Raw genomic sequence first — 18815 nt, 5'->3', positions numbered from 1 at the left:
CGGTTAGGCTCGTCCGCATGACGTCTTCCACCACGGCCCTGCGGGCCGACGGCCGCCGCCCCGACGAGCTGCGCCCGGTCACCATCACCCGCCGCTTCCTCGACGCCGGCGAGGGCAGCGTCCTCGTCGAGTTCGGCGGCACGAAGGTGCTGTGCGTCGCCTCCTTCACCGAGGGTGTGCCGCGCTGGCGCAAGGGCTCCGGTGAGGGATGGGTGACCGCCGAGTACGCGATGCTCCCGCGGGCGACCTCGACCCGCTCGGACCGCGAGTCGGTGCGCGGGAAGGTCGGCGGCCGCACCCACGAGATCTCCCGGCTCATCGGCCGCTCGCTGCGCGCGATCATCGACGTCTCGGCGCTCGGTGAGAACACGATCGTGCTCGACTGCGACGTCCTGCAGGCCGACGGCGGGACCCGTACCGCGGCAATCACGGGCGCCTACGTCGCGCTCGCGGACGCCGTCGCGTGGGGCGTCGAGAAGGGCGCCATCAACGCCCGGCGCACCGTGCTGCGTGACTCGGTCGCCGCCGTGAGCGTCGGCATCATCGACGGCGTCCCGATGCTCGACCTGCCGTACGTCGAGGACGTCCGCGCCCAGACCGACATGAACGTCGTCGTCACCGGCGCGGGCACGTTCGTCGAGGTCCAGGGCACCGCGGAGCACGCCCCGTTCGACCGGCGCGAGCTCGACGTCCTGCTCGACCTGGCGGTCGCGGGCACCGCAGAGCTCAACCGCATCCAGCTCGCGGCGCTCGCGGCACCGGCGTCGGACGGCAGCGCGACCCGCGGCCTGACGCTCCCGGTCGGTGCGTCCGGGACCGGCGCGTGAGCGCGAGCGCTCCTCGGCTCGTCCTCGCCACGCACAACCCGCACAAGGTCGGCGAGCTGCGGGCGATCCTCGCCCCCCTGCTGCCCGGCCTCGACCCCGTGGACCTCGTGGGCGCGCGCGACCTGGGCGCACCGGAACCCGTCGAGGACGGGCTGACGTTCGCCGCGAACGCGCTGCTCAAGGCGCGTGCCCTCGCGGCGTTCACCGGCCTGCCTGCACTCGCTGACGACTCGGGCCTCTGCGTCGACGTGCTGGGCGGCGCGCCCGGCATCTTCTCGGCACGCTGGGCCGGCCGGCACGGCGACGACGTCGCGAACCTCGACCTGCTGCTCGCGCAGCTCGAGGACATCGCCCCTGAGCACCGCGGAGCCCGGTTCACCTGCGCCGCGGCCCTCGTCACGCCGGACGGCACCGAGCACGTCGAGATCGGTCACCTCGTGGGCCGTCTCGCGCTCGCGGCACGCGGCACCGGCGGGTTCGGCTACGACCCGGTGCTGATCCCGGAGGGCGAGACGCGCACGTGCGCGGAGCTCACCCCGGCCGAGAAGAACGCGATCAGCCACCGCGGTCAGGCGTTCCGCGCACTGGCACCGGCCATCGCGGTGGCGCTCGGCGGGTGAGTGGACGTGGCTGAGCGCGGCCTCGGAGCTTCCGACACGGCTAGCCCGGCTCTCGGGCCGGTGCACCTCGTGGCCGACGCGGTCACGTACGCCTATCCGGGCCGCGCCGTGCTCGAACGCGTGGACCTCGTGGCCTCGGACGGCGCACGCATCGGGGTCGTGGGCGAGAACGGCGCCGGCAAGACGACGCTGCTGCGTGTGCTGGCCGGGGAGCTCGACCCGCAGTCCGGCGCGGTGCGGGTCGTCGGCCGCATCGCGGTCGTCGCCCAGGAGCTCGACGTGCTGCCCGATGCGACCGTCGGGACACTCACCGGTGAGGCGCTGTCGGGGTTGCGTGCCGTGGCTGCGCAGCTCGACGCCGCGATCGCCTCGTTCGACCACGACTCGGGCGACCTGGGTGCGCTCGGGGTCGTCATGGCGCGCGCCGAGCAGCTCGCAGCATGGGACGTCGACCGCCGCGTCGACGAGGCGCTCACGCGGTTCGGCGCGCCGCGCGACCCGCAGCGCAGGCTCGACGAGCTCAGCGTCGGCGAGCGCTACCGCGTCAGGCTCGCGTGCCGCATCGCGGAGCGCGCCGACGTCCTCCTGCTCGACGAGCCGACCAACCACCTCGACGTGGTCGGTATCGAGTACCTGACCGCCCAGCTGCGGGGGTGGCCGGGCGTCGTCGTCATCGTGACGCACGACCGTCAGCTGCTCGACGACGTCATGACGGCGATCCTCGACCTCGACCCGTCGATGGACGGTGGCCCGGTGCTGTACGGCGCGACGCGGTACGCGACCTACCGGTTCATGAAGGACCAGGCGCTGCGGCGATGGCGTGCCCGGCACGCGGCGGAGCGCAAGCGCGCCGAGATGGTGGCCGCGCACCTCGACGCGTCCTACGAGGGGCTGTCCGACGCGTGGCGGCCGGCCAAGGGCTCGAGGCCGAACCGCCGGGCCACGCACGCCCGCGGTCACGTCAAGGCTGCCGACCGGCTCATCCAACGGCTCGAGGCCGCGGCGGTCGAGGTCCCGGTCCCCCCGCTCGAGCTCGCGTTCCCCGACCTGCCGTCGCTGCCGCAGCGGTACGTGAGCGGCCCGCTGCTCGAGCTGCGGGCGCCGCGGGTCGAGGGCGTCGCCGACCGCGTCCGCCTCGACCTGCCGGGGACCCGCGTCGACCTGCCGCCGTGCGGCAGGCTCCTGGTCACCGGCCCCAACGGGTCAGGCAAGTCGACGCTCCTGGCTGCCCTGGCCGGTGCCGTCCCGATGAGCCGCGGCACGCGCACGCTCGCGGCGGGGGTGCGGCTCGGGATCCTCGGTCAGGAGGGACCGCCGGGGTCGGCCGGTCCCGTCGAGCCGGCCTCGACGAGCGGCTTCGACGCCTACGCACGCCGTGCTCTCGACCTGCTCGCCGCGGGAGCGCTCGACCCCGACCAGCTCGTGCCGGTCGCCCACCTCGCGCTGCTGACCGAGGAGGACCTGGAGCGGCCGCTCGCCGAGCTGTCGGTCGGTCAGCGCCGCCGGTTCGACCTCGCGTGCGCCGTCCTGGCCGCACCGCACGTCCTCCTGCTCGACGAACCGACCAACCACCTGTCGATCGGTCTGGTCGACGAGCTGACCGCGGCGCTGCGTGCCACGTCGGCGGCGGTCGTCGTCGCGACCCACGACAGACGCATGCGTGCCGACCTCGCGGACTGGCCCCAGCTCGAGCTCGGCTGATCCGCCGGTCCGCGCTGCGCCGGTCCGCGCTGCGCCCGCCGCGATGAGCCCGCCGTGATGAGCCCTACGCGATGCGCCCGACGTGGGCCATCGCCTGGCGCAGCAGTGCCCCGTGCCCGCCGGTCATCTCGAGCTGGATGCGGTCGGCCAGGGCCTCCTCCGGCGTGAGCCACGCGAGGTCGAGCGCGTCCTGCTGGGGCCGGCAGTCGCCCGCGACGGGGACCACGTACGCGAGCGAGACGGCGTGCTGACGCGGGTCGTGGTACGCGGTGATGCCCGGCGTGGGGAAGTACTCCGCGACGGTGAAGGGCTGCGGGGACGGTGGGATCTGGGGGAGTGCGACCGGCCCGAGGTCCTTCTCGAGGTGCCGCAGCAGCGCGTCGCGGACGCGCTCGTGGTACATGACCCGACCGGAGATCAGCGCGCGGGACATCTCACCCTCCTGGTTGACCCGCAGCAGGAGCCCGACGGCCACGACGTCGCCCGAGTCGTCGACGCGCACCGGCACGGCATCGACGTACAGCAGGGGAAGCGTGCGGCGCGCTGTCGCCATCGCGTCGTTGCTGAGCCAGCCGGAGGGACGTTCGGGCTCGCGAGGGTACTCGGCGGTATCGGTCACGATGCCTTTTCTACCCCGGACGAGGCCTCCGGGTCGCACCGACGCGCACCGGCACCGGGAATACCCGGGCCTCCCAGAGCGCTCTACCGGCCGCAAGCCACGAACCTGAGGAGGACCCCCATGGCCACGACCACGCTGACCGGTGCCACGATCCAGCAGACGATCAACGACAACGACATCGTCCTCGTCGACTTCTGGGCGGAGTGGTGCGGCCCGTGCAAGCGCTTCGGCCCGGTGTTCGAGACGTCGTCCGAGCAGCACCCCGACGTCGTGCACGCCAAGGTCGACACGGACGCCGAGCAGGAGCTCGCCGCCGAGCTGAACATCTCCTCGATCCCGACGCTCATGGCGTTCCGCGAGGGCGTCCTCGTCTTCAGCCAGGCCGGTGCTCTGCCCGGTCCGGCTCTCGAGCAGGTGCTCCAGGGCGTCAAGGAGCTCGACATGGACGACGTGCGCAAGCAGATCGCCGCGGCGCGCACCGCCACGCCGAGCTGAGACCACCGCACCGCACGACCTCGACGGGCCCGCCGCGCACGCGCGCGACGGGCCCGTCGCGCGCGTCTGACCTGGTGCGGGAGACGGGACTCGAACCCGCACGCCCGTGAGGGCACCAGGACCTAAACCTGGCGTGGCTGCCGTTTCACCACTCCCGCGCGCTCCGATGATTCCACAGGGCCCGCGGGCCCCGAGACCGTCCGACGACGTCCGGGCGTCAGTCGATCTTCAGGTCGCGCCGGAGCTTCGCGACGTGCCCGGTGGCCTTCACGTTGTACTGCGCGAGCTCGACCGTGCCGTCCGGGTCGACGACGACGGTCGACCGGATGACGCCCGTGACGGTCTTGCCGTAGAGCTTCTTCTCGCCGAACGCCCCCCAGGTCTCGAGCACCGACCGGTCGGCGTCGGACGCGAGCGGGAACGTCAGGCTGTCCTCCGCAGCGAACCGGGCGAGCTTGTCGACCGGGTCCGGGGAGATGCCGATCACGGCATAGCCGGCGGCCGCGAGCGACGACAGGGAGTCGCGGAAGTCGCACGCCTGCGTGGTGCAGCCCGGGGTCATCGCGGCGGGGTAGAAGTACACGACGACGTGCTGCCCACGCAGGTCGGAGAGCGTCACGGAACCGCCGTCGGCGGTCGGGAGCGTGAAGTCGGGGGCGAGGTCTCCGGCGGACAGGCGAGGCATGGCGCTCCTTGGTCGTGATCGGTGCGGCGTCGGGCTGCTGCGCGGCCATGCCAGCCTACGGTCGCGGTAGCGTCGGTCAACGTGAGCGCACCCCGGCCGTCCGAACGGCCCACCCTGCCGATCCGCATGCTCAACGACAGGCTGCTGGTCGAGCTGGACGCCGATGCCGCCGAGCGCCGCTCGTCGGGCGGGATCGTGATCCCCGCGACGGCTGCGGTCGGCAAGCGGCTCGCGTGGGGGACCGTCGTCGCGGCGGGCCAGCAGGTCCGGCAGGTCGAGGTGGGCAACCGCGTGCTGTTCGACCCCGACGAGCGTGGCGAGGTCGAGCTCGACGCCCGTACCTACCTGCTGCTGCGGGAGAAGGACGTGCATGCGGTCGCGCAGCCGGGGGCCGGCGGCGAAGGAACAGGCCTGTACCTCTGACGGGCGAGTGCCGGCCCGAGATCGGGGTCGCGCGCTTGCGCCACGGTCGCGCCGGTGTTCCGATGGTGGATCGGCGAGCAAAGGGGACCCGCACGTGGCTCAGAACGACCACGACGTCACGGTGGACGTCGACGCATCCGACGACCGGACCGGGTCGGACGCCTCGACGCCGACGCCCCGTCGGGCAGATCCTGCCGGCGCGGTGATGCAGCTGCTCGCCGAGGGTGTTCCGCTGACGCTGCTCGCTGATCTCGCCGCGCCGGACGGCCCGGCGTCCCAGGTGATCCTGGAGACCGAGGGCCTGCCTGACGACGCCTGGTGGGAGACGGACTCCGACGTCGAAGCGGCCTCCGACGAGGCCTCCGACGAGCTCCCTGTCGATCCTGAGGCCGCCCACGAGTGACGCGCGTCACGGTCGAGGAGGCGAGTTCGTCTCTGCGGCTGACCGGTGGTAACGTTTCGCCCCGCGCGCCATTAGCTCAATTGGCAGAGCAGCTGACTCTTAATCAGCGGGTTCGGGGTTCGAGTCCCTGATGGCGCACTGCAAAGGCCCCTGACCGGTTCGGTCGGGGGCCTTCGTCATGCCAGGCGTCGCCGAGGTGCTCGCTCGTCCCGGTATGGCCGGATCCGGGGCCGGGGGCCACGATGGGACCGACCATCCACGGCGGGACGGAGCACGGCATGAGCGAGTCCGAGCAGCAGCCACCCGGGGTTCGTGAGTACGACGTCGTCGTGCTCGGAGGGGGATCGACCGGGGAGAACGTCGCGGACCGGGCCCGGCAGGGGGGACTGAGCGTCGTCGTCGTCGAGGACGAGCTCGTCGGCGGCGAGTGCTCCTACTGGGCCTGCATGCCGTCCAAGGCGCTGCTGCGTCCGGGGGCGGTCCTCGCCGCGGCCCGTGCCGTGCCCGGAGCAGCCGGCGCCGTCACCGGCCGGCTCGACGTGGCCGGCGCCCTGGCACGCCGCAACTCGTTCGCGTCCCACTGGGACGACCACGGCCAGGTCGAGTGGCTCGACGGCGCGGGGATCGCGCTCGTGCGGGGGCGTGCGCGTTTCGCGGGTCCGCGCACCGTCCTCGTCGAGGACGACATGGGTGTCGAGACGGTCCTGCGCGCGCGTCACGCCGTCGTCGTGGCGACGGGGAGCGAGCCTGCCCTGCCCGACGTCGACGGGCTCGCCGGTGCGGCGCCCTGGACGAGCCGCGAGGCCACGTCGGCCCAGGAGGTCCCCGCGTCGCTCACGATCCTCGGAGGCGGCGTCGTGGCGGTCGAGATGGCCGTCGCCTACACCGACCTGGGTGCAGCCGTCACGGTGCTCGTGCGCGGCGACCGGCTGCTCGCGCGAGCCGAGCCGTTCGCGGCTCGTGAGGTCGCCGAGGCGCTCGTCGCGCTCGGGGTCGACCTGCGGACCGGGTCGGCGGTGACCTCGGTGGAGCGCGCGCCCGACGGCGTCCACGTCGCACTGGCAGACGGCGGGGAGGTCGTCTCGGAGCAGCTCCTCGTCGCGACGGGTCGTGCGCCCCGGACCGCCGATCTGGGGCTCGAGGTCCTCGGGCTGCGGCCGGGCGCGCGGCTCGAGGTGGACGAGGCGATGACCGTGGCGGCCGTCGAGGGCGGCTGGCTGTTCGCGGCCGGAGACGTCACCGGGCGCACGGCGACGACCCACCAGGGCAAGTACGACGGGCGGGTCGCAGGCGACGTCGTGGCGGCCCGGTTCGGGACGTCCGAGGCAGATCGCCAGGCCGAGGCGTCAGCGGGACCGTGGACCCGCTACCGGGCCAGCGCCGACGGGGTCGGGGCGCCGCAGGTCGTCTTCTCCCGGCCCGAGGTCGCCTGGGTCGGGCTGACCGAGCAGGCGGCCCGCGACGCCGGGCTGGACGTCCGCGTCGTGCAGTACGACGTGTCGGCCGTGTCGGGGGCGTCCGTCGCCGCCGACGGGTACGCGGGCACCGCGCAGCTCGTGCTGGACCACGCGCACGGGCTCGTCGTGGGTGCGACGTTCACGGGTCCCGACGCCGCGGAGCTCGTGCACGCCGCCACGGTCGCCGTCGTCGGCCAGGTCCCGCTCGACCGGCTGTGGCACGCCGTCCCCGCCTACCCGACGGTCAGCGAGGTGTGGCTGCGGCTGCTCGAGACCGCGGGGCTCTGAACGTCGTCCCGCGAGTCACTCAGCTCGCGAGCGAGCCGTCGCTCGACAGGACCAGGCCGATCGCGGCCTCGCCGTGACGCACAGCGTCGCCGATGAGGCCGAAGTCGTAGGACTTGAAGTCGGAGAACGCCAGGCCGTACTTCGACTCCAGGCCGGGCTGGCAGAAGGGCCGCTCAGGGCACTCCGCCGGTCCGGCCAGGACGAGAGACCCGCAGGCCGCCGCGAGCTCGCTCAGCGTCGTCACGCCGTGCTCCTGGGCGAACTCTCTCGTCACAGCGAACGCGTTCTGGTCCTGCGCCGCCGACGCCGCCCCGAACGTCAGGCCCACGCCCTCGCCGAGCGTCGTCAGAGCCGTGACGGTCGCCTTGACGTCGCCGCTCGCGACGGGGCTCGCGCTCGCACCGTTGACCTTGGTGTTGAGGAACTCGGCCAGCGTCGCGGCGTACTCGGGCGTCGCGGTGATCTGCCCGCTCTCGAGCGCCGGGAGGTAGGTCTCGCGGTTGCCGATCGTCTGGACGTCGGCGGTGTACCCGGCCGAGCGCAGCACGGCGGCGTACACCTCGGACAGCGTCGCGCTCTCGGAGAAGTTCGCGGCGCCGATGACGACGTGGCGACCGCCGCCCACCGAGGCGTCGGGCGCGGTGAGCCCGGCGTCCGTCACGTATGCGGCCGCGACCTCGCTGGACGTCTTGCGGTCGATGTCGACCGACTTGTTCAGGCCGATGAGCTTCGTGGTGTCGAGCGAGGCCGACACCGTGTCGAGGAGCGGCACGAGCGCCGGGTCGGCAGCCGCGGCAGCCGCATTGACGGCGGGGATGACGTTGTCGGCGTTCTGCAGGCCCTTGTCGTCGGTCAGGACGACGAGCTTGTCGCCCTTGACCGGCGCGCACGCCGCAGCCCCTGACGCGGTCGCGGCGGTCGTCGCGGCGACCCCACCGCCCGAACCGGGAGTGCCGCACGCGGCGAGCAGGAGCGCTGCGGCGGTGGCCAGGGCAGCTGCGGCGGCGATCGGGGGTGTGCGCATGACGGGCTCCTCGCGGTGGCGTGCCGGGTTGTCAGCAGCCATTCGACCCGCCATCCGGACATCTGGCAAGCGGGTTCGGCCTCGTTCGCCTCACACCGACGACGGCGTGGACCGCTGCCGCATGGGCATCGGCGTCAGGGCGCGCTGGACCCCGGCGAGGACGCCCTCGGCGACCAGGCACAGCAGAGCGACGAGCACGCCGCCGGCCAGGACCTGCCCGTAGCGCTGCAGCGCGAGCCCCTCAACGATGGTCGAGCCCAGGCTCGTCCCGCCCACGAACGCCGCGAGCGGCACCGTCGCGATGACCTGCACGGCGGCGGTGCGAAGCCCGGCGGCCACGAGGGGGAGCGCGAGCGGCAGCTCGACCAGCGCGAGCGAGCGCGCGGCCGACATGCCCATCCCGCGGGCCGCGTCCCGCACGTCGGCGTCGACCTCGAGCACCCCGGTGTACGCGTTCGTGAGGATCGGCGGGACCGCGAACACCGCGACGGCCAACGTCGTCGCGGTCTGGCCGAACAGGCCGCCCGACGCGAAGATCGTGAGCAGCGCGAAGGTCGGCAGCGCGCGCGAGGTGTTGGCCAGCACCACGGTCAGCGACCCTCCCCTGCGGCGGTGCCCGAGCCACACGCCGAGCGGCAGCGCGACGACGGCAGCGAGGAGCACGGCCGCGACCGAGATCGTCAGGTGCTGCCGGGTCAGCGCCAGCACGCCGTGGGTGCCCGTCCAGTTCAGGGGGTCGTTGAGCCACGCGAGCGCGTCGGAGACGACATTCATCGCGCGGACCTCACGTCGTCCGCGTCGAGCGGGACCACGGCGTGATCAACCGGCCCGCGACGTACAGGACCAGGTCGCACGCGAGCGCGAGCGCCAGACAGAGCAGCGTGGCGGTGAGGATCTCGGCGTGGTACCGGCTGCGGAATCCGCGGAACATCAGCTGACCGAGCCCGCCGTACCCGACGACGACACCGACCGTGGTGAGTGCCACTGTCGAGACGGTGGCCAGCCGCACACCGGCGACGATGGCGGGCAGCGCGTTCGGCAGCTCGACCCTCAGGAGCAACCGCGCAGGGCCGTACCCGAGGCCGCGCGCCGCGTCGCGCACCTCGTCGGCGACACCGTCGAGCCCGACGACGATGTTGCGCACGAGCACGAGCAGCGCGTACGTGACCAGACCGATCAGGACGGTGGTGCGGCCGATCCCGGTGAACGGCGCCAGGACGGCGAACAGCGCGACGGACGGGACCGTGTACAGCACCCCGGCGAGGCCCACGAGCGGCGCGGCCAGGCGTGGCCGGGTGTGCGCGAGCGCCGCGAGCGGCAGCGCGATCACGAACGCGATGAGCACGGCCTGGATCGTCAGGCTCGTGTGCTGCTCGAGCGCGCGGGTCAGGTCGCCCCGGTTGCGCACCACGTAGTCCCACGACAGCCACGGGTTCGCGGCCGCGTGCACCGCGCCTGCGGACGCCAGGCCTGCGGACGTCATCGGGATCACGCGTGCGAACGTACCCGGACTCGTCGGACGGCGCGACGCCGACCGCTCGGTGCCGCGTCGTCGGCGCGGGGAATCCGTGCGCAGGTGTCGGCCAGGCCGGGTAGCGTCCGTCGAGTGGCGACGTCGATCGGGTTCGAGCACGTGCGCAAGGTCTATGCCGACGGCACCGTCGCCGTCGACGACCTGACGCTCGAGGTCAACGAGCACGAGCTCCTCGCGCTCGTCGGTCCGTCGGGGTGCGGCAAGTCCACGACGCTGCGCATGGCAAACCGTCTGGTCGAGCCCACGTCGGGCCGGATCCTGCTCGGCGGTGAGGACGTCACGCATGTCGACGCCGTGGGCCTGCGACGTCGCATGGGGTACGTGATCCAGCACGTCGGTCTGTTCCCGCACCGGACCGTCGCGCAGAACGTCTCGACAGTGCCGCAGCTGCTCCGGTGGGATCGTGCGCGGTCACGGGCCAGGGTGTCCGAGCTGCTCGAGCTCGTCGGGCTCGACCCCGACGTCTACGGGCGCCGCTACCCCCACGAGCTGTCCGGGGGCGAGCGCCAACGGGTCGGGGTCGCACGCGCGCTCGCGGCCGACCCGCCGGTGCTCCTGATGGACGAGCCGTTCGGGGCGGTCGACCCGGTCGGTCGCCGGCGGCTGCAGGGGGAGTTCCGCCGCATCCAGCGTGAGCTCGGGACGACCGTCATGCTCGTGACGCACGACGTCGACGAGGCCGTCCGGCTCGCTGACCGGATCGCCGTGCTCAGCCCGGGCGGGCACCTCGAACAGCTGGCGGACCCCGTGCAGGTGCTCGCCGCACCCGCGAGCCCCGCCGTGGCGGACCTCGTCGGGACCGATGCCGCCGTGCGGCTCCTGTCGCTCGGCCGGCTGCTCCGCAGCGATCTGGGACCCGTCACCGGAACTGCGCTCGTGGACGGCGGCGCCGGGCCACAACCGGGTGGCACCGCGGCGGTGGTCGTGGGGTCCTCCCTCGAGGACGCGTTCGCTGCGCTGGCCGGCACGGGCAGCGGCCCCGTCGCGGTGACGGAGCACGGAGCCGTCGTCGGGACCCTCGACGCCGGCCACCTCCTCGATGCCCTGCGCCGCGTGATGTTCGACGCACAGCACTCCCCGGTAACCTCCCCGACCACCGCGGTGGGTACTCTGCCCGGGTGAGCTCCCGCCGCATCGCCCTCGCCACCTGCTCGTCGCTGCCCGCCCTTGACGACGACGACGTCCCTCTCGTCCCGGCTTTCGCGCAGCGCGACGTCGTCGCCGAGCCGGTCGTGTGGGACGACCCAGCGGTGGACTGGGCGGGCTACGACCTCGTCCTGATCCGCTCGACATGGGACTACACCGACCGCCCGCGGGAGTTCCTCGACTGGGTCCGCCGCGTCGAGAAGTCCACGCGCCTGGTGAACCCTGCCTCGGCGGTGGAGTGGAACGTCGACAAGTCCTACCAGCGCACGCTCGAGAGCGCCGGCCTGCCGATCGTGCCCACCATCTGGCTCGACCCCGAGCGCAACTTCGACTCGCGGCAGATCCACACCCGGTTCCCGGCGTTCGGGGACTTCGTCATCAAGCCGACCATCAGCGCCGGGTCACGTGACACCGGTCGGTACTCGGCGGGAGAGACGTCGTCTCGCGCGCTCGCCATCACGCACGCGAAGAGCCTCCTGCAGGCCGGTCGGCACGTCATGCTCCAGCGCTACCTGCGGCAGGTGGACACCGTCGGGGAGACCGCCATCGTCTTCATCGACGGTGTGTTCAGCCACGCCGTGCGCAAGGCCCCCCTGCTCAGCGGACCGTTCCGCGCACCGACGACGACCTCGGTCCTGTACAAGGAGGAGGTCATGTCGGCGCGCGATGCGAGCCCCGCCGAGCGCGAGGTCGCCGAGCGCGTCGTGGCCGCGTTGCCCGAGCTCGTCCCCGGCGTCGACGGACCGCTCGTGTATGCGCGGGTGGACCTGATCCCCGATGACGCCGGCAACCCCGTGGTGCTCGAGCTCGAGCTCACCGAGCCGTCGTTCTTCTTCGCACTCGCGCCCGGCTCGATCGACCGTCTCGTCGACGCCGTGGTCGCCCGCCTCTGACCTGGCGGTCACGGCGCTCGCACGCGAAGCGATCCGCCGCGCGCAGCCGTGATGTCGCGCGCGGCCTGACGTCGCGGTCCTGCTACGACGAAGGGCGCCACACTCGCGAGAGTGCGACGCCCTTCGAACCATGGGGTGAGTAACGGGACTTGAACCCGCGACCCCCTGGACCACAACCAGGTGCTCTACCAGCTGAGCTATACCCACCATGACCTATACCGACCATGACCTATACCGACCATGAGCGCCTACCCCCGAGAGGGCGAGCGCGTCGCCCCCGGAAGGGGCGAGTAGAAGTGTACCGGCTCGGACGAGGTGCTCTCACGTCCGGCGGACGCTGCGCGGTCAGGGTGCCGCGGGGCCCTCCGGAGCGACCAGTGCGCCCTCGGCGCCCTGGGCGAGGTGCACCGACGTCGCGATGACCTGCGCGGCGACGGCCTTCGCCTGCTTCGAGTCGGGCCCCGGCTGCGGGACGAGCAGCGCGGCACGGTAGTACCGCAGCTCGTCGATGCTGTCGAGGATGTCGCCGAGCGCGCGGTGACCGCCGTGCTTCTCGGGGGACGCGAAGTACACGCGCGGGTACCAGCGGCGGGCGAGCTCCTTGATCGACGAGACGTCGATCACGCGGTAGTGCAGGTGCGCGGACAGCTCGGGCATGTCGCGGTCGAGGAAGTTCTTGTCGGTGCCGACGGAGTTCCCGGCCAGCGGAGCCTTGCCGGCGTCGGGCACCCACGTCTGCACGTACTCGAGCACCTGGGCCTGCGCGTCGGCGAGAGTGGTGCCGGTCGGCAGGTCCTCGAGCAGGCCCGACGTCACGTGCATCGCTCGCACGAAGTCGTTCATCTGCTCGAGCGCGCCGGGCGGCGGTGCGATGACGACCTCGACGCCCTCGCCGAGCACCGTGAGCTCGGAGTCCGTCACGACGACGGCGACCTCGATGAGGGCGTCGGCCGTGAGGTCGAGGCCGGTCATCTCGCAGTCGATCCACACGATACGGTCGTTGCTGGTGCTGCCGTTGCCTGTCGTCGTCACGGTGCCAGCCTACGGTCCCGTGCGGGTCTCTCGGGCGGGACTCTCGTGCGGGGCAGGCACCGTCGCGGCGACACCGGCGGCAACGAGCACGAGCAGCCCGGCGACCGCCCCCGCGACGACGGCGGTCCGCCACCGGACCCCGGCCCAGGCCAGCACGAGCGTCGTGGACGCCGCCGCGCCGGCCGCGAGGGCGACCCGCTCGATCACCGTGGGGAGCCGGGCACGCAGGCGCGCCAGCCGGCCGGGCGGGGGAGCGGGTGTGCCCGCTGCGGGCGCAGTGCCGTGGCGCCCCATCAGCGGCGGGGTGCCCGGGGCGCGTTCGCGTACATCCCGTCATGCTTCCACGGGATGTCAGGGGAGGGGTGCGGGTCGCCCTGATGGACGACCCGCACCCCTCCCGCCGGGCCAAGCGGCGTCACCGCGCGGTGACGCCCAGGGTCGACCGGAGCAGGCTGGCATACAGCAGGGCGGGATCTGGCGGGCGCCCGGCATTCGGCACCGCGCGTGATCGAGCGGCGCGGAGCTCATCGGACCGGCTCGACGTACGAGAGTGCTCGCGCTCGACCGAAGCCTCGGCGAGGCGACGCTCGTGGTCGCGCAGGACGAGGTCGAAGATGCTGGTGGGATGCATGGTGGTGGTCTCCGTCGTACGGTCTGGATGGGCCTGGCCGGGCCCGGGAGGTCACCGCGGTAGATCCAGGGAACCACCGTGGTCGTGGTGCGGTCACGACCTTTTTGTGCCGCTTGACGCCAACCGTTCCGGTCGGGACGAGCGCAGGGACGAGGGGGACGACGTGGCGGCAGTGTCGAGGTGGGATGCGTGGCGGAGCCGGGCCGCCGTCCGAGCGGTGCTCCCCGGTGCGCTGCTCGTCGTGCTCGGCTTCGTCGTGTTCGCCGGCGTGCTCGACGGCGTGCGCGAGCGTGACGACCTGTCCTCGTTCGACCAGCCCGTCCTCGACTGGCTCGTCGGTCACCGCGGGCCCACCATGCGGGCCGTGTTCGCCGCGATCACGCTCGTCTCGGGCCCGCGTGTCCTGCCGGTCCTGGTCCTCGTCGCCTGCGCCGTGTGGTTCGCCGTGCGACGCGAGTGGTGGCGGCCGGGGATCCTGGCGGCCGCGATGGTCGCCTCGACGCTGCTGTCGCTCGCGATCAAGGACCTGGTCGGACGTCCCAGGCCGCCGCTCGCGACCATGGACATCCCGGGGGCGGAGACGACCGCCTCGTTCCCGTCAGGGCACACGATGGGAACGGCGACGTTGCTGCTCGTCATCGGCTACCTGGCGTGGAGCCGGCACGCTGGACGCCGCAACCTCCTGGTCGGAGGCGCTGTCGCCGTCGTCGGCACGCTCGCCGTCGGCCTCAGCCGGCTCTACCTGGGCTACCACTTCTTGACCGACGTGCTGGCCGCCGTCGCGCTCGCGGTCGCGGTCCTGGGCGGCGTCGTCGTCGCCGACCGGCTGCACGGACTGGACTCCGGGCGCCCCCAGCAGGACTCGAACCTGCAACCTACGGATTAGAAGGCCGTTGCTCTATCCATTGAGCTATGGGGGCTGGCACTGCCATGGACGAGCGTACGCGGACGGCGCTCGAAGCCGTCGACCGACCGTGCCGCGCGAGGCCGCGCTCGTCCCGGCGGCGCGTTCGTTTGTCCTGGTCACCTCGTCAGGCGACTATAGGTACCGTGAGCGAGCAGGCAGGGACCTCAGTCGCCGACGGGGTGCTTGCGCGTCCCCTCGCCGCGATGTCCTTGCTCGACGCCGTCCGCGACCTTCGTCGCGATGTGGAGCGCACAGGCTTCCCGCTCGAGATCCCCTCGGTCGAGGCCGCCCGCGTGTCGCGCGCCCGACTCCTCGACCAGCTGTCCGACCACCTCGTGCCTCGGCTCGAGGAGCTCTCGGCACCTGCGATCGTCGTGGTCGCCGGATCCACGGGTGCCGGGAAGTCGACGATCGTGAACTCGCTGCTCGGGACCGAGGTGACGGCCGCAGGCGTCCTGCGCCCGACGACGCGCCGACCGGTCCTCGTCCACCATCCTGACGACGCCGACCTGCTCGACCAGCACCCGGTCCTCGAGGCCGTCGAGGTGGTCGAGCACGCGCGCGTGCCGCGCGGGATCGCGCTGCTCGACGCACCCGACCTCGACTCGGTGCTCGACTCCAACCGCGCCACGGCGCACCGCCTCCTCGAGGCCGCTGACCTGTGGCTGTTCGTCACGACGGCGGCCCGGTACGGCGACGCGCTGCCCTGGCAGGTGCTGCAGGGCGCCGTGGGGCGAGGCGCATCGATCGCCATGGTGCTCAACCGGGTCGCGCCGGCGTCGCTCCCGACCGTCCGCGGCGACCTGCTGGAGCGCCTGCGGGCGCACGGCATGCAGGGCGCACCGCTCTTCGTCGTGCCCGACGTCGGACCGCACCAGGGACTGCTCGAGCCTGCGGTCCTCGCGCCGATCACGCGCTGGCTCCAGATGCTCGCCGGGCTCGACCGCGCGCGGACGGTCATCGGACGCACCCTGCGCGGGTCGCTCGCCGCGCTGCGCCCCTGGGTCGACGAGCTCGCCGAGGCGGTGCAGGCGCAGGCGGACGCCGCCGTCGCGCTGGCTGCCGAGCTCGACGTCGCCACGCAAGGCCCGGAGCAGGCTGCGCGTGCCGCCGTGCACGGCGGCGTCGTGTCCGACGGCCCGGCCCGCGCGCGGTGGGCCGAGCTCGCCGCCGCCGGCGGTCCGCTCGCGACGGTCGTGCGCTCGTCGGGCCGCGTCGACCGGTCCCGTCGGGCGGGGCGCGGTCGCGCCGAGGCGCTCGCCCCGCTCGTCGACGCCCTGACCCGGTCGGCTGCCGCAAACCTCACCGCTGCCGGTGCGCGCGCGGAGCTCGTGCTGCGCACCCATCTGCGGGGCGTCGGGGCACCCGACGGCGGACCCTCGCTCGACGCGGCCTGGTCCGAGTCGGAGGACGCCAAGGCGCGCACGGTGTCGGCGCAGTCCTCGGCGCGGGCCTGGGCGGCCTCCGCGGCTGCCGTCGCGACCGAGGCGCTGCATCAGGCGGCGCTCGAGCCGAGCCACGACGCGGTCCGCAGCCGCGGTCGCCATGCCGTCCGCGCGGCCAAGCGCGCGGCCAAGCGCGCTCAACGTGCGGAACGTGCTCTCGGGGTCCAGGGCCTCGCCGCCGTCGCGCTGGCGGCCGCAGCGGGTCTGGAGCCGGCGCGAGCCCTCCTCGTCGACCTGCTCGGCGAGGCGGGGACACGGGCGAGCGACGAGCTGCGCGCCGACCTGGCGGACCGCGGCGCCGCGGAGGTCGCGCGCGAACGTGCCGCCGTCGGGGAGCTGCTCGACGACCCCGACCTCGCGCCGGACGCCTCGTCGCTGCTGCGTCTGCGGCTCGCGGTCCTGAAGGGGTTGACGTGACGGAGACGACGAGGGCGTTCGAGCGCGAGGGTTTCGCGGCCGTGCACGGTCATCTCGCCGGGGCGGCGACGCGTGAGCTGACCGAACGCGTCGAGCAGGTCGAGGAGGCACTCGCTGTCGGCGGAGACCGGCTGGACCCGACGGTCGCCGCTCGGGTCGCCGTATCGGTCGAGCAGGTGCGGGAGCGTCTCGAGCTCGGCGTCGACCACACGATCGTCGCGCTGCTCGGCGGCACCGGATCGGGCAAGTCCAGCCTGTTCAACGCGGTGTGCGGGCTCGAGTTCGCCGACGTCGGCGTGAAGCGCCCCACCACGTCTGCGGTCTCGGCCTGCGTCTGGGGTGAAGGCGGCGAGGCGCTGCTCGACTGGCTCGGGGTCGCTGAGGACCGGCGCATCGAGCGTGAGAGCCTGCTCGACGGCGAGACCGAGGTGCCGCTGCGCGGGCTCGTGCTGCTCGACCTGCCGGACCATGACTCGATCGCGCCGGCGCACCGCGTCGTCGTCGACCGCCTCGTGCCGATGGCGGATCTCCTCGTCTGGGTCGTGGACCCGCAGAAGTACGCGGACGACGCCCTGCACTCGGGCTACCTGCGTCACCTCGTCGGGCACGAGGCGTCGATGGTCGTCGTGCTCAACCAGGTGGACACGCTCGGTCCGGACGTCCGCGACGAGCTCGTCGTCGACCTGGCGCGCTTGCTGGTCGAGGACGGCCTCGAGGGTGTCGCGATCCGGACGGCCTCGGCGCGGACAGGCGAGGGTGTCCCCGAGCTCCGCGACCGGCTCGCAGCCGTGGTCGCTCGGCGCAGCGTGGCAGCCGAGCGGGCGGGCGCGGAGCTCAACGACGCGGCCACGCTGCTCGGGAGCCAGGTCGCGGGACGTGAGCCCGGCTCGGCTCGGCTCGACGTGACCCACGTGGTCGACCTCCTGACCGAGGCTGCCGGTCTGCGCGCGATCGCCGACGCTGTCGGAGCGGTCGTGCGCGGGGGAGCGCGGACCGTGCCCGCTTTCGGCCTGGTCCAGTCCGACACCGTTGCGCTCGCTCGCTCTGGCTGGATCGCCTCGGTGACACGCGCGGTCCCGGTGCGGTGGCAGGAGGCGGTCGCTGGGCGCGTCGCGTCGGCCGACCAGCTGCGGCGCGAGGTCGACGACGTCCTGGCGCACGTCACGGTGGCCACACGTCGTTCTCGCCTCGCCACGGGACTGTTCGCCTCGGCACTGGTGCTGTCCGGCTGCGCGCTCGCGGCGGCATCGGTCGCTCTGGGCCTCCGGATCGGTGGCGGGTCGGGATCGACCGACGACGGTCCGTGGGCCTGGCTGGCGGCGGGCGGGCTGCTCGTGGGCGCCGTGCTCCTCGCGGTCGGTGGGCACCTGGCGCGTCGAACCGCGGCCCGACGACGCTCGGAGCGTGTGCTGCGCGAGGGGCGCGCCGCTCTCGAGGGCGTCGCGCGTCGGCTGCTCGCCGACCCGACGGTCGAGGTGTTCGCCGAGCACCGTCGCGTGCGCGAGCTCGCCGACGCCGTGACCGCCCGCTGACCTGCCGCGCCACCCACAGCCCTCCACCCTGCTCGGCTCTTCCACCGTGGCGCGGCGCCGTCGACACGCCGACGACGGTGCGATCCACGCTTCCTCCCTGAGCCGGCACTCGCCGGCGCTCGACGAGGAGGACGCATGAGCACCAACGAGCTGACCCTGACACTGGTCGGGTGGCTGGGCACCGAGCCGCGGCACTACCCGGGCACCAACGGCGCGACGCCGTTCACGACGTTCCGGATGGCGAGCACGCGCCGCTGGTTCGACCGCGACAAGGGCGTGTGGGCGGACGGCCGGACCGAGTGGTTCACCGTCAAGAGCTGGCGCAGCGCGGCCCGCAACGTCGCCGAGTCGCTGCGCAAGGGCGACCCCGTCGTCGTCCACGGGCGACTCTCGACCGAGGAGTGGACCGGCCCCGACGGCAGCCGGACGACCCTCGTGCTCGACGCGATCGCGATCGGCCCGGACCTCGCCTACGGCTCGGCCCGGTACTCCCGCACGGTCCACGGCAGCGGCACCGGACCCGACGGGGCCGAAGGCGACGTCGCGGCGGGTGACGACGAGCGGGCGCCGGCCGACCTGTCCCCGGACGAGCTCGACGACCTCGCGCTCGACGACGACGCAGTCAGCGACGACACTGCCGAGCCCGACCCGCTCGACCGTCTGGCCGAGGAGGCGCTCTCGCTCGCCGGCGCGAGGTGATCGCCTAGGGTGGGGTCAGGACTTTCGCCGTGCCGGG

22 protein-coding genes and 4 tRNA genes are annotated in these 18815 nt (G+C 73.4%); 14 read left to right on the top strand and 12 right to left on the bottom strand.

The window, feature by feature from the left end; genetic code table 11:
• Nucleotides 1-17 precede the first annotated feature (17 nt).
• Genes rph through DDP54_RS01815 form a run of 3 tightly spaced genes read left to right on the top strand, consistent with a single transcriptional unit; the run spans nt 18 to nt 3148 of the window.
• Nucleotides 18-827 carry a ribonuclease PH gene (rph, locus tag DDP54_RS01825; protein ID WP_109130308.1) on the top strand — a complete coding sequence of 270 codons (810 nt, stop codon included), beginning with the start codon at nt 18-20 and terminating at the stop codon, nt 825-827.
• Nucleotides 824-1447 (top strand): RdgB/HAM1 family non-canonical purine NTP pyrophosphatase, encoded by a 624-nt coding sequence (gene rdgB, locus DDP54_RS01820; RefSeq protein ID WP_109130307.1) that lies wholly within the window; start codon nt 824-826, stop codon nt 1445-1447. Before rph ends, rdgB begins: the two co-directional genes overlap by 4 nt.
• 60 nt (nt 1448-1507) lie before the next feature.
• Nucleotides 1508-3148, top strand: coding sequence for an ATP-binding cassette domain-containing protein (locus DDP54_RS01815; RefSeq protein ID WP_109130306.1), 1641 nt, complete (start codon nt 1508-1510; stop codon nt 3146-3148).
• 64 nt (nt 3149-3212) lie between these two features.
• Here the strand turns inward: DDP54_RS01815 and DDP54_RS01810 are convergent, their stop codons facing one another.
• Entirely contained in the window at nt 3213-3767 is a 555-nt protein-coding gene (locus DDP54_RS01810; RefSeq protein WP_109130305.1) for an NUDIX hydrolase family protein, read from the bottom strand.
• A gap of 120 nt (nt 3768-3887) precedes the next feature.
• Here DDP54_RS01810 and trxA point away from each other — a divergent pair, with 120 nt between their 5' ends.
• On the top strand, nt 3888-4262 hold the full coding sequence (gene trxA, locus DDP54_RS01805; RefSeq protein WP_109130304.1) for a thioredoxin: 375 nt from the start codon (nt 3888-3890) through the stop codon (nt 4260-4262).
• Nucleotides 4263-4334: 72 nt separating this feature from the next.
• Here the strand turns inward: trxA and DDP54_RS01800 are convergent.
• Both DDP54_RS01800 and bcp read right to left on the bottom strand, forming a co-directional pair.
• A tRNA-Leu gene (locus tag DDP54_RS01800) sits at nt 4335-4420 on the bottom strand.
• Nucleotides 4421-4479: 59 nt separating this feature from the next.
• On the bottom strand, nt 4480-4947 hold the full coding sequence (gene bcp, locus DDP54_RS01795) for a thioredoxin-dependent thiol peroxidase (protein WP_109130303.1): 468 nt from the start codon (nt 4945-4947) through the stop codon (nt 4480-4482).
• Nucleotides 4948-5073: 126 nt separating this feature from the next.
• On the opposite strand from bcp, the gene DDP54_RS01790 reads away from it, so the two are divergent.
• The 4 genes from DDP54_RS01790 (at nt 5074) to DDP54_RS01775 (ending at nt 7518) form a co-directional block, all read left to right on the top strand.
• Nucleotides 5074-5370, top strand: coding sequence for a co-chaperone GroES (locus DDP54_RS01790; protein WP_109130302.1), 297 nt, complete (start codon nt 5074-5076; stop codon nt 5368-5370).
• A gap of 94 nt (nt 5371-5464) precedes the next feature.
• The gene (locus tag DDP54_RS01785; protein ID WP_109130301.1) at nt 5465-5773 is read left to right on the top strand and encodes a hypothetical protein; all 309 of its coding nucleotides are present in this window, start codon (nt 5465-5467) and stop codon (nt 5771-5773) included.
• A gap of 65 nt (nt 5774-5838) precedes the next feature.
• Nucleotides 5839-5911 (top strand) — tRNA-Lys (locus tag DDP54_RS01780).
• Between the two features lie 140 nt (nt 5912-6051).
• Entirely contained in the window at nt 6052-7518 is a 1467-nt protein-coding gene (locus DDP54_RS01775) for an NAD(P)/FAD-dependent oxidoreductase (RefSeq protein ID WP_109132267.1), read from the top strand.
• A 19-nt stretch (nt 7519-7537) separates the two neighbouring features.
• Here DDP54_RS01775 and DDP54_RS01770 read toward each other — a convergent pair whose 3' ends face one another.
• The 3 genes from DDP54_RS01770 to DDP54_RS01760 form a co-directional block, all read right to left on the bottom strand.
• The gene (locus tag DDP54_RS01770) at nt 7538-8542 is read right to left on the bottom strand and encodes a glycine betaine ABC transporter substrate-binding protein (protein ID WP_109132266.1); all 1005 of its coding nucleotides are present in this window, start codon (nt 8540-8542) and stop codon (nt 7538-7540) included.
• Nucleotides 8543-8632: 90 nt separating this feature from the next.
• A complete protein-coding gene (locus tag DDP54_RS01765) occupies nt 8633-9316 on the bottom strand; it encodes an ABC transporter permease (RefSeq protein WP_109130300.1) in 684 nt (227 codons plus the stop codon).
• A 10-nt stretch (nt 9317-9326) separates the two neighbouring features.
• Complete coding sequence (locus tag DDP54_RS01760; protein ID WP_109132265.1) at nt 9327-10025, bottom strand: ABC transporter permease; 699 nt, start codon at nt 10023-10025, stop codon at nt 9327-9329.
• A 123-nt stretch (nt 10026-10148) separates the two neighbouring features.
• On the opposite strand from DDP54_RS01760, the gene DDP54_RS01755 reads away from it, so the two are divergent.
• Complete coding sequence (locus DDP54_RS01755; protein ID WP_242448161.1) at nt 10149-11198, top strand: ATP-binding cassette domain-containing protein; 1050 nt, start codon at nt 10149-10151, stop codon at nt 11196-11198.
• Nucleotides 11195-12115: a hypothetical protein gene (locus DDP54_RS01750; RefSeq protein ID WP_109130298.1), complete on the top strand. Its 921-nt coding sequence runs from the start codon at nt 11195-11197 to the stop codon at nt 12113-12115. Before DDP54_RS01755 ends, DDP54_RS01750 begins: the two co-directional genes overlap by 4 nt.
• A 131-nt stretch (nt 12116-12246) precedes the next feature.
• Here DDP54_RS01750 and DDP54_RS01745 read toward each other — a convergent pair.
• The 5 genes from DDP54_RS01745 to DDP54_RS18490 form a co-directional block, all read right to left on the bottom strand.
• Nucleotides 12247-12322, bottom strand: a tRNA-His gene (locus tag DDP54_RS01745).
• A gap of 138 nt (nt 12323-12460) precedes the next feature.
• On the bottom strand, nt 12461-13147 hold the full coding sequence (gene orn, locus DDP54_RS01740) for an oligoribonuclease (RefSeq protein ID WP_277949575.1): 687 nt from the start codon (nt 13145-13147) through the stop codon (nt 12461-12463).
• 9 nt (nt 13148-13156) lie between these two features.
• On the bottom strand, nt 13157-13441 hold the full coding sequence (locus tag DDP54_RS01735; RefSeq protein ID WP_109130297.1) for a hypothetical protein: 285 nt from the start codon (nt 13439-13441) through the stop codon (nt 13157-13159).
• Nucleotides 13442-13562: 121 nt separating this feature from the next.
• Nucleotides 13563-13778, bottom strand: coding sequence for a hypothetical protein (locus tag DDP54_RS01730; protein ID WP_109130296.1), 216 nt, complete (start codon nt 13776-13778; stop codon nt 13563-13565).
• 339 nt (nt 13779-14117) lie between these two features.
• Nucleotides 14118-14417 (bottom strand): hypothetical protein, encoded by a 300-nt coding sequence (locus DDP54_RS18490; RefSeq protein WP_242448160.1) that lies wholly within the window; start codon nt 14415-14417, stop codon nt 14118-14120.
• On the opposite strand from DDP54_RS18490, the gene DDP54_RS18485 reads away from it, so the two are divergent.
• Nucleotides 14305-14664 (top strand): phosphatase PAP2 family protein, encoded by a 360-nt coding sequence (locus tag DDP54_RS18485; protein ID WP_242448420.1) that lies wholly within the window; start codon nt 14305-14307, stop codon nt 14662-14664. The genes DDP54_RS18490 and DDP54_RS18485 overlap by 113 nt on opposite strands.
• Here DDP54_RS18485 and DDP54_RS01720 read toward each other — a convergent pair.
• Nucleotides 14626-14698 (bottom strand) — tRNA-Arg (locus DDP54_RS01720). The genes DDP54_RS18485 and DDP54_RS01720 overlap by 39 nt on opposite strands.
• Before the next feature lie 130 nt (nt 14699-14828).
• Here DDP54_RS01720 and DDP54_RS01715 point away from each other — a divergent pair.
• The 3 genes from DDP54_RS01715 (at nt 14829) to DDP54_RS01705 (ending at nt 18778) form a co-directional block, all read left to right on the top strand.
• The gene (locus tag DDP54_RS01715) at nt 14829-16547 is read left to right on the top strand and encodes a dynamin family protein (protein WP_242448159.1); all 1719 of its coding nucleotides are present in this window, start codon (nt 14829-14831) and stop codon (nt 16545-16547) included.
• Complete coding sequence (locus DDP54_RS01710) at nt 16544-18079, top strand: GTPase (RefSeq protein WP_242448158.1); 1536 nt, start codon at nt 16544-16546, stop codon at nt 18077-18079. The genes DDP54_RS01715 and DDP54_RS01710 overlap by 4 nt, the downstream gene beginning before the upstream one ends.
• A gap of 135 nt (nt 18080-18214) precedes the next feature.
• Complete coding sequence (locus DDP54_RS01705; protein ID WP_109130294.1) at nt 18215-18778, top strand: single-stranded DNA-binding protein; 564 nt, start codon at nt 18215-18217, stop codon at nt 18776-18778.
• The last annotated feature ends 37 nt before the right edge of the window (nt 18779-18815 follow it).

It is taken from the genome of Cellulomonas sp. WB94 (assembly GCF_003115775.1).
GTDB lineage: Bacteria > Actinomycetota > Actinomycetes > Actinomycetales > Cellulomonadaceae > Cellulomonas_A.
This window is presented reverse-complemented; position numbering and strand designations above follow the sequence as displayed.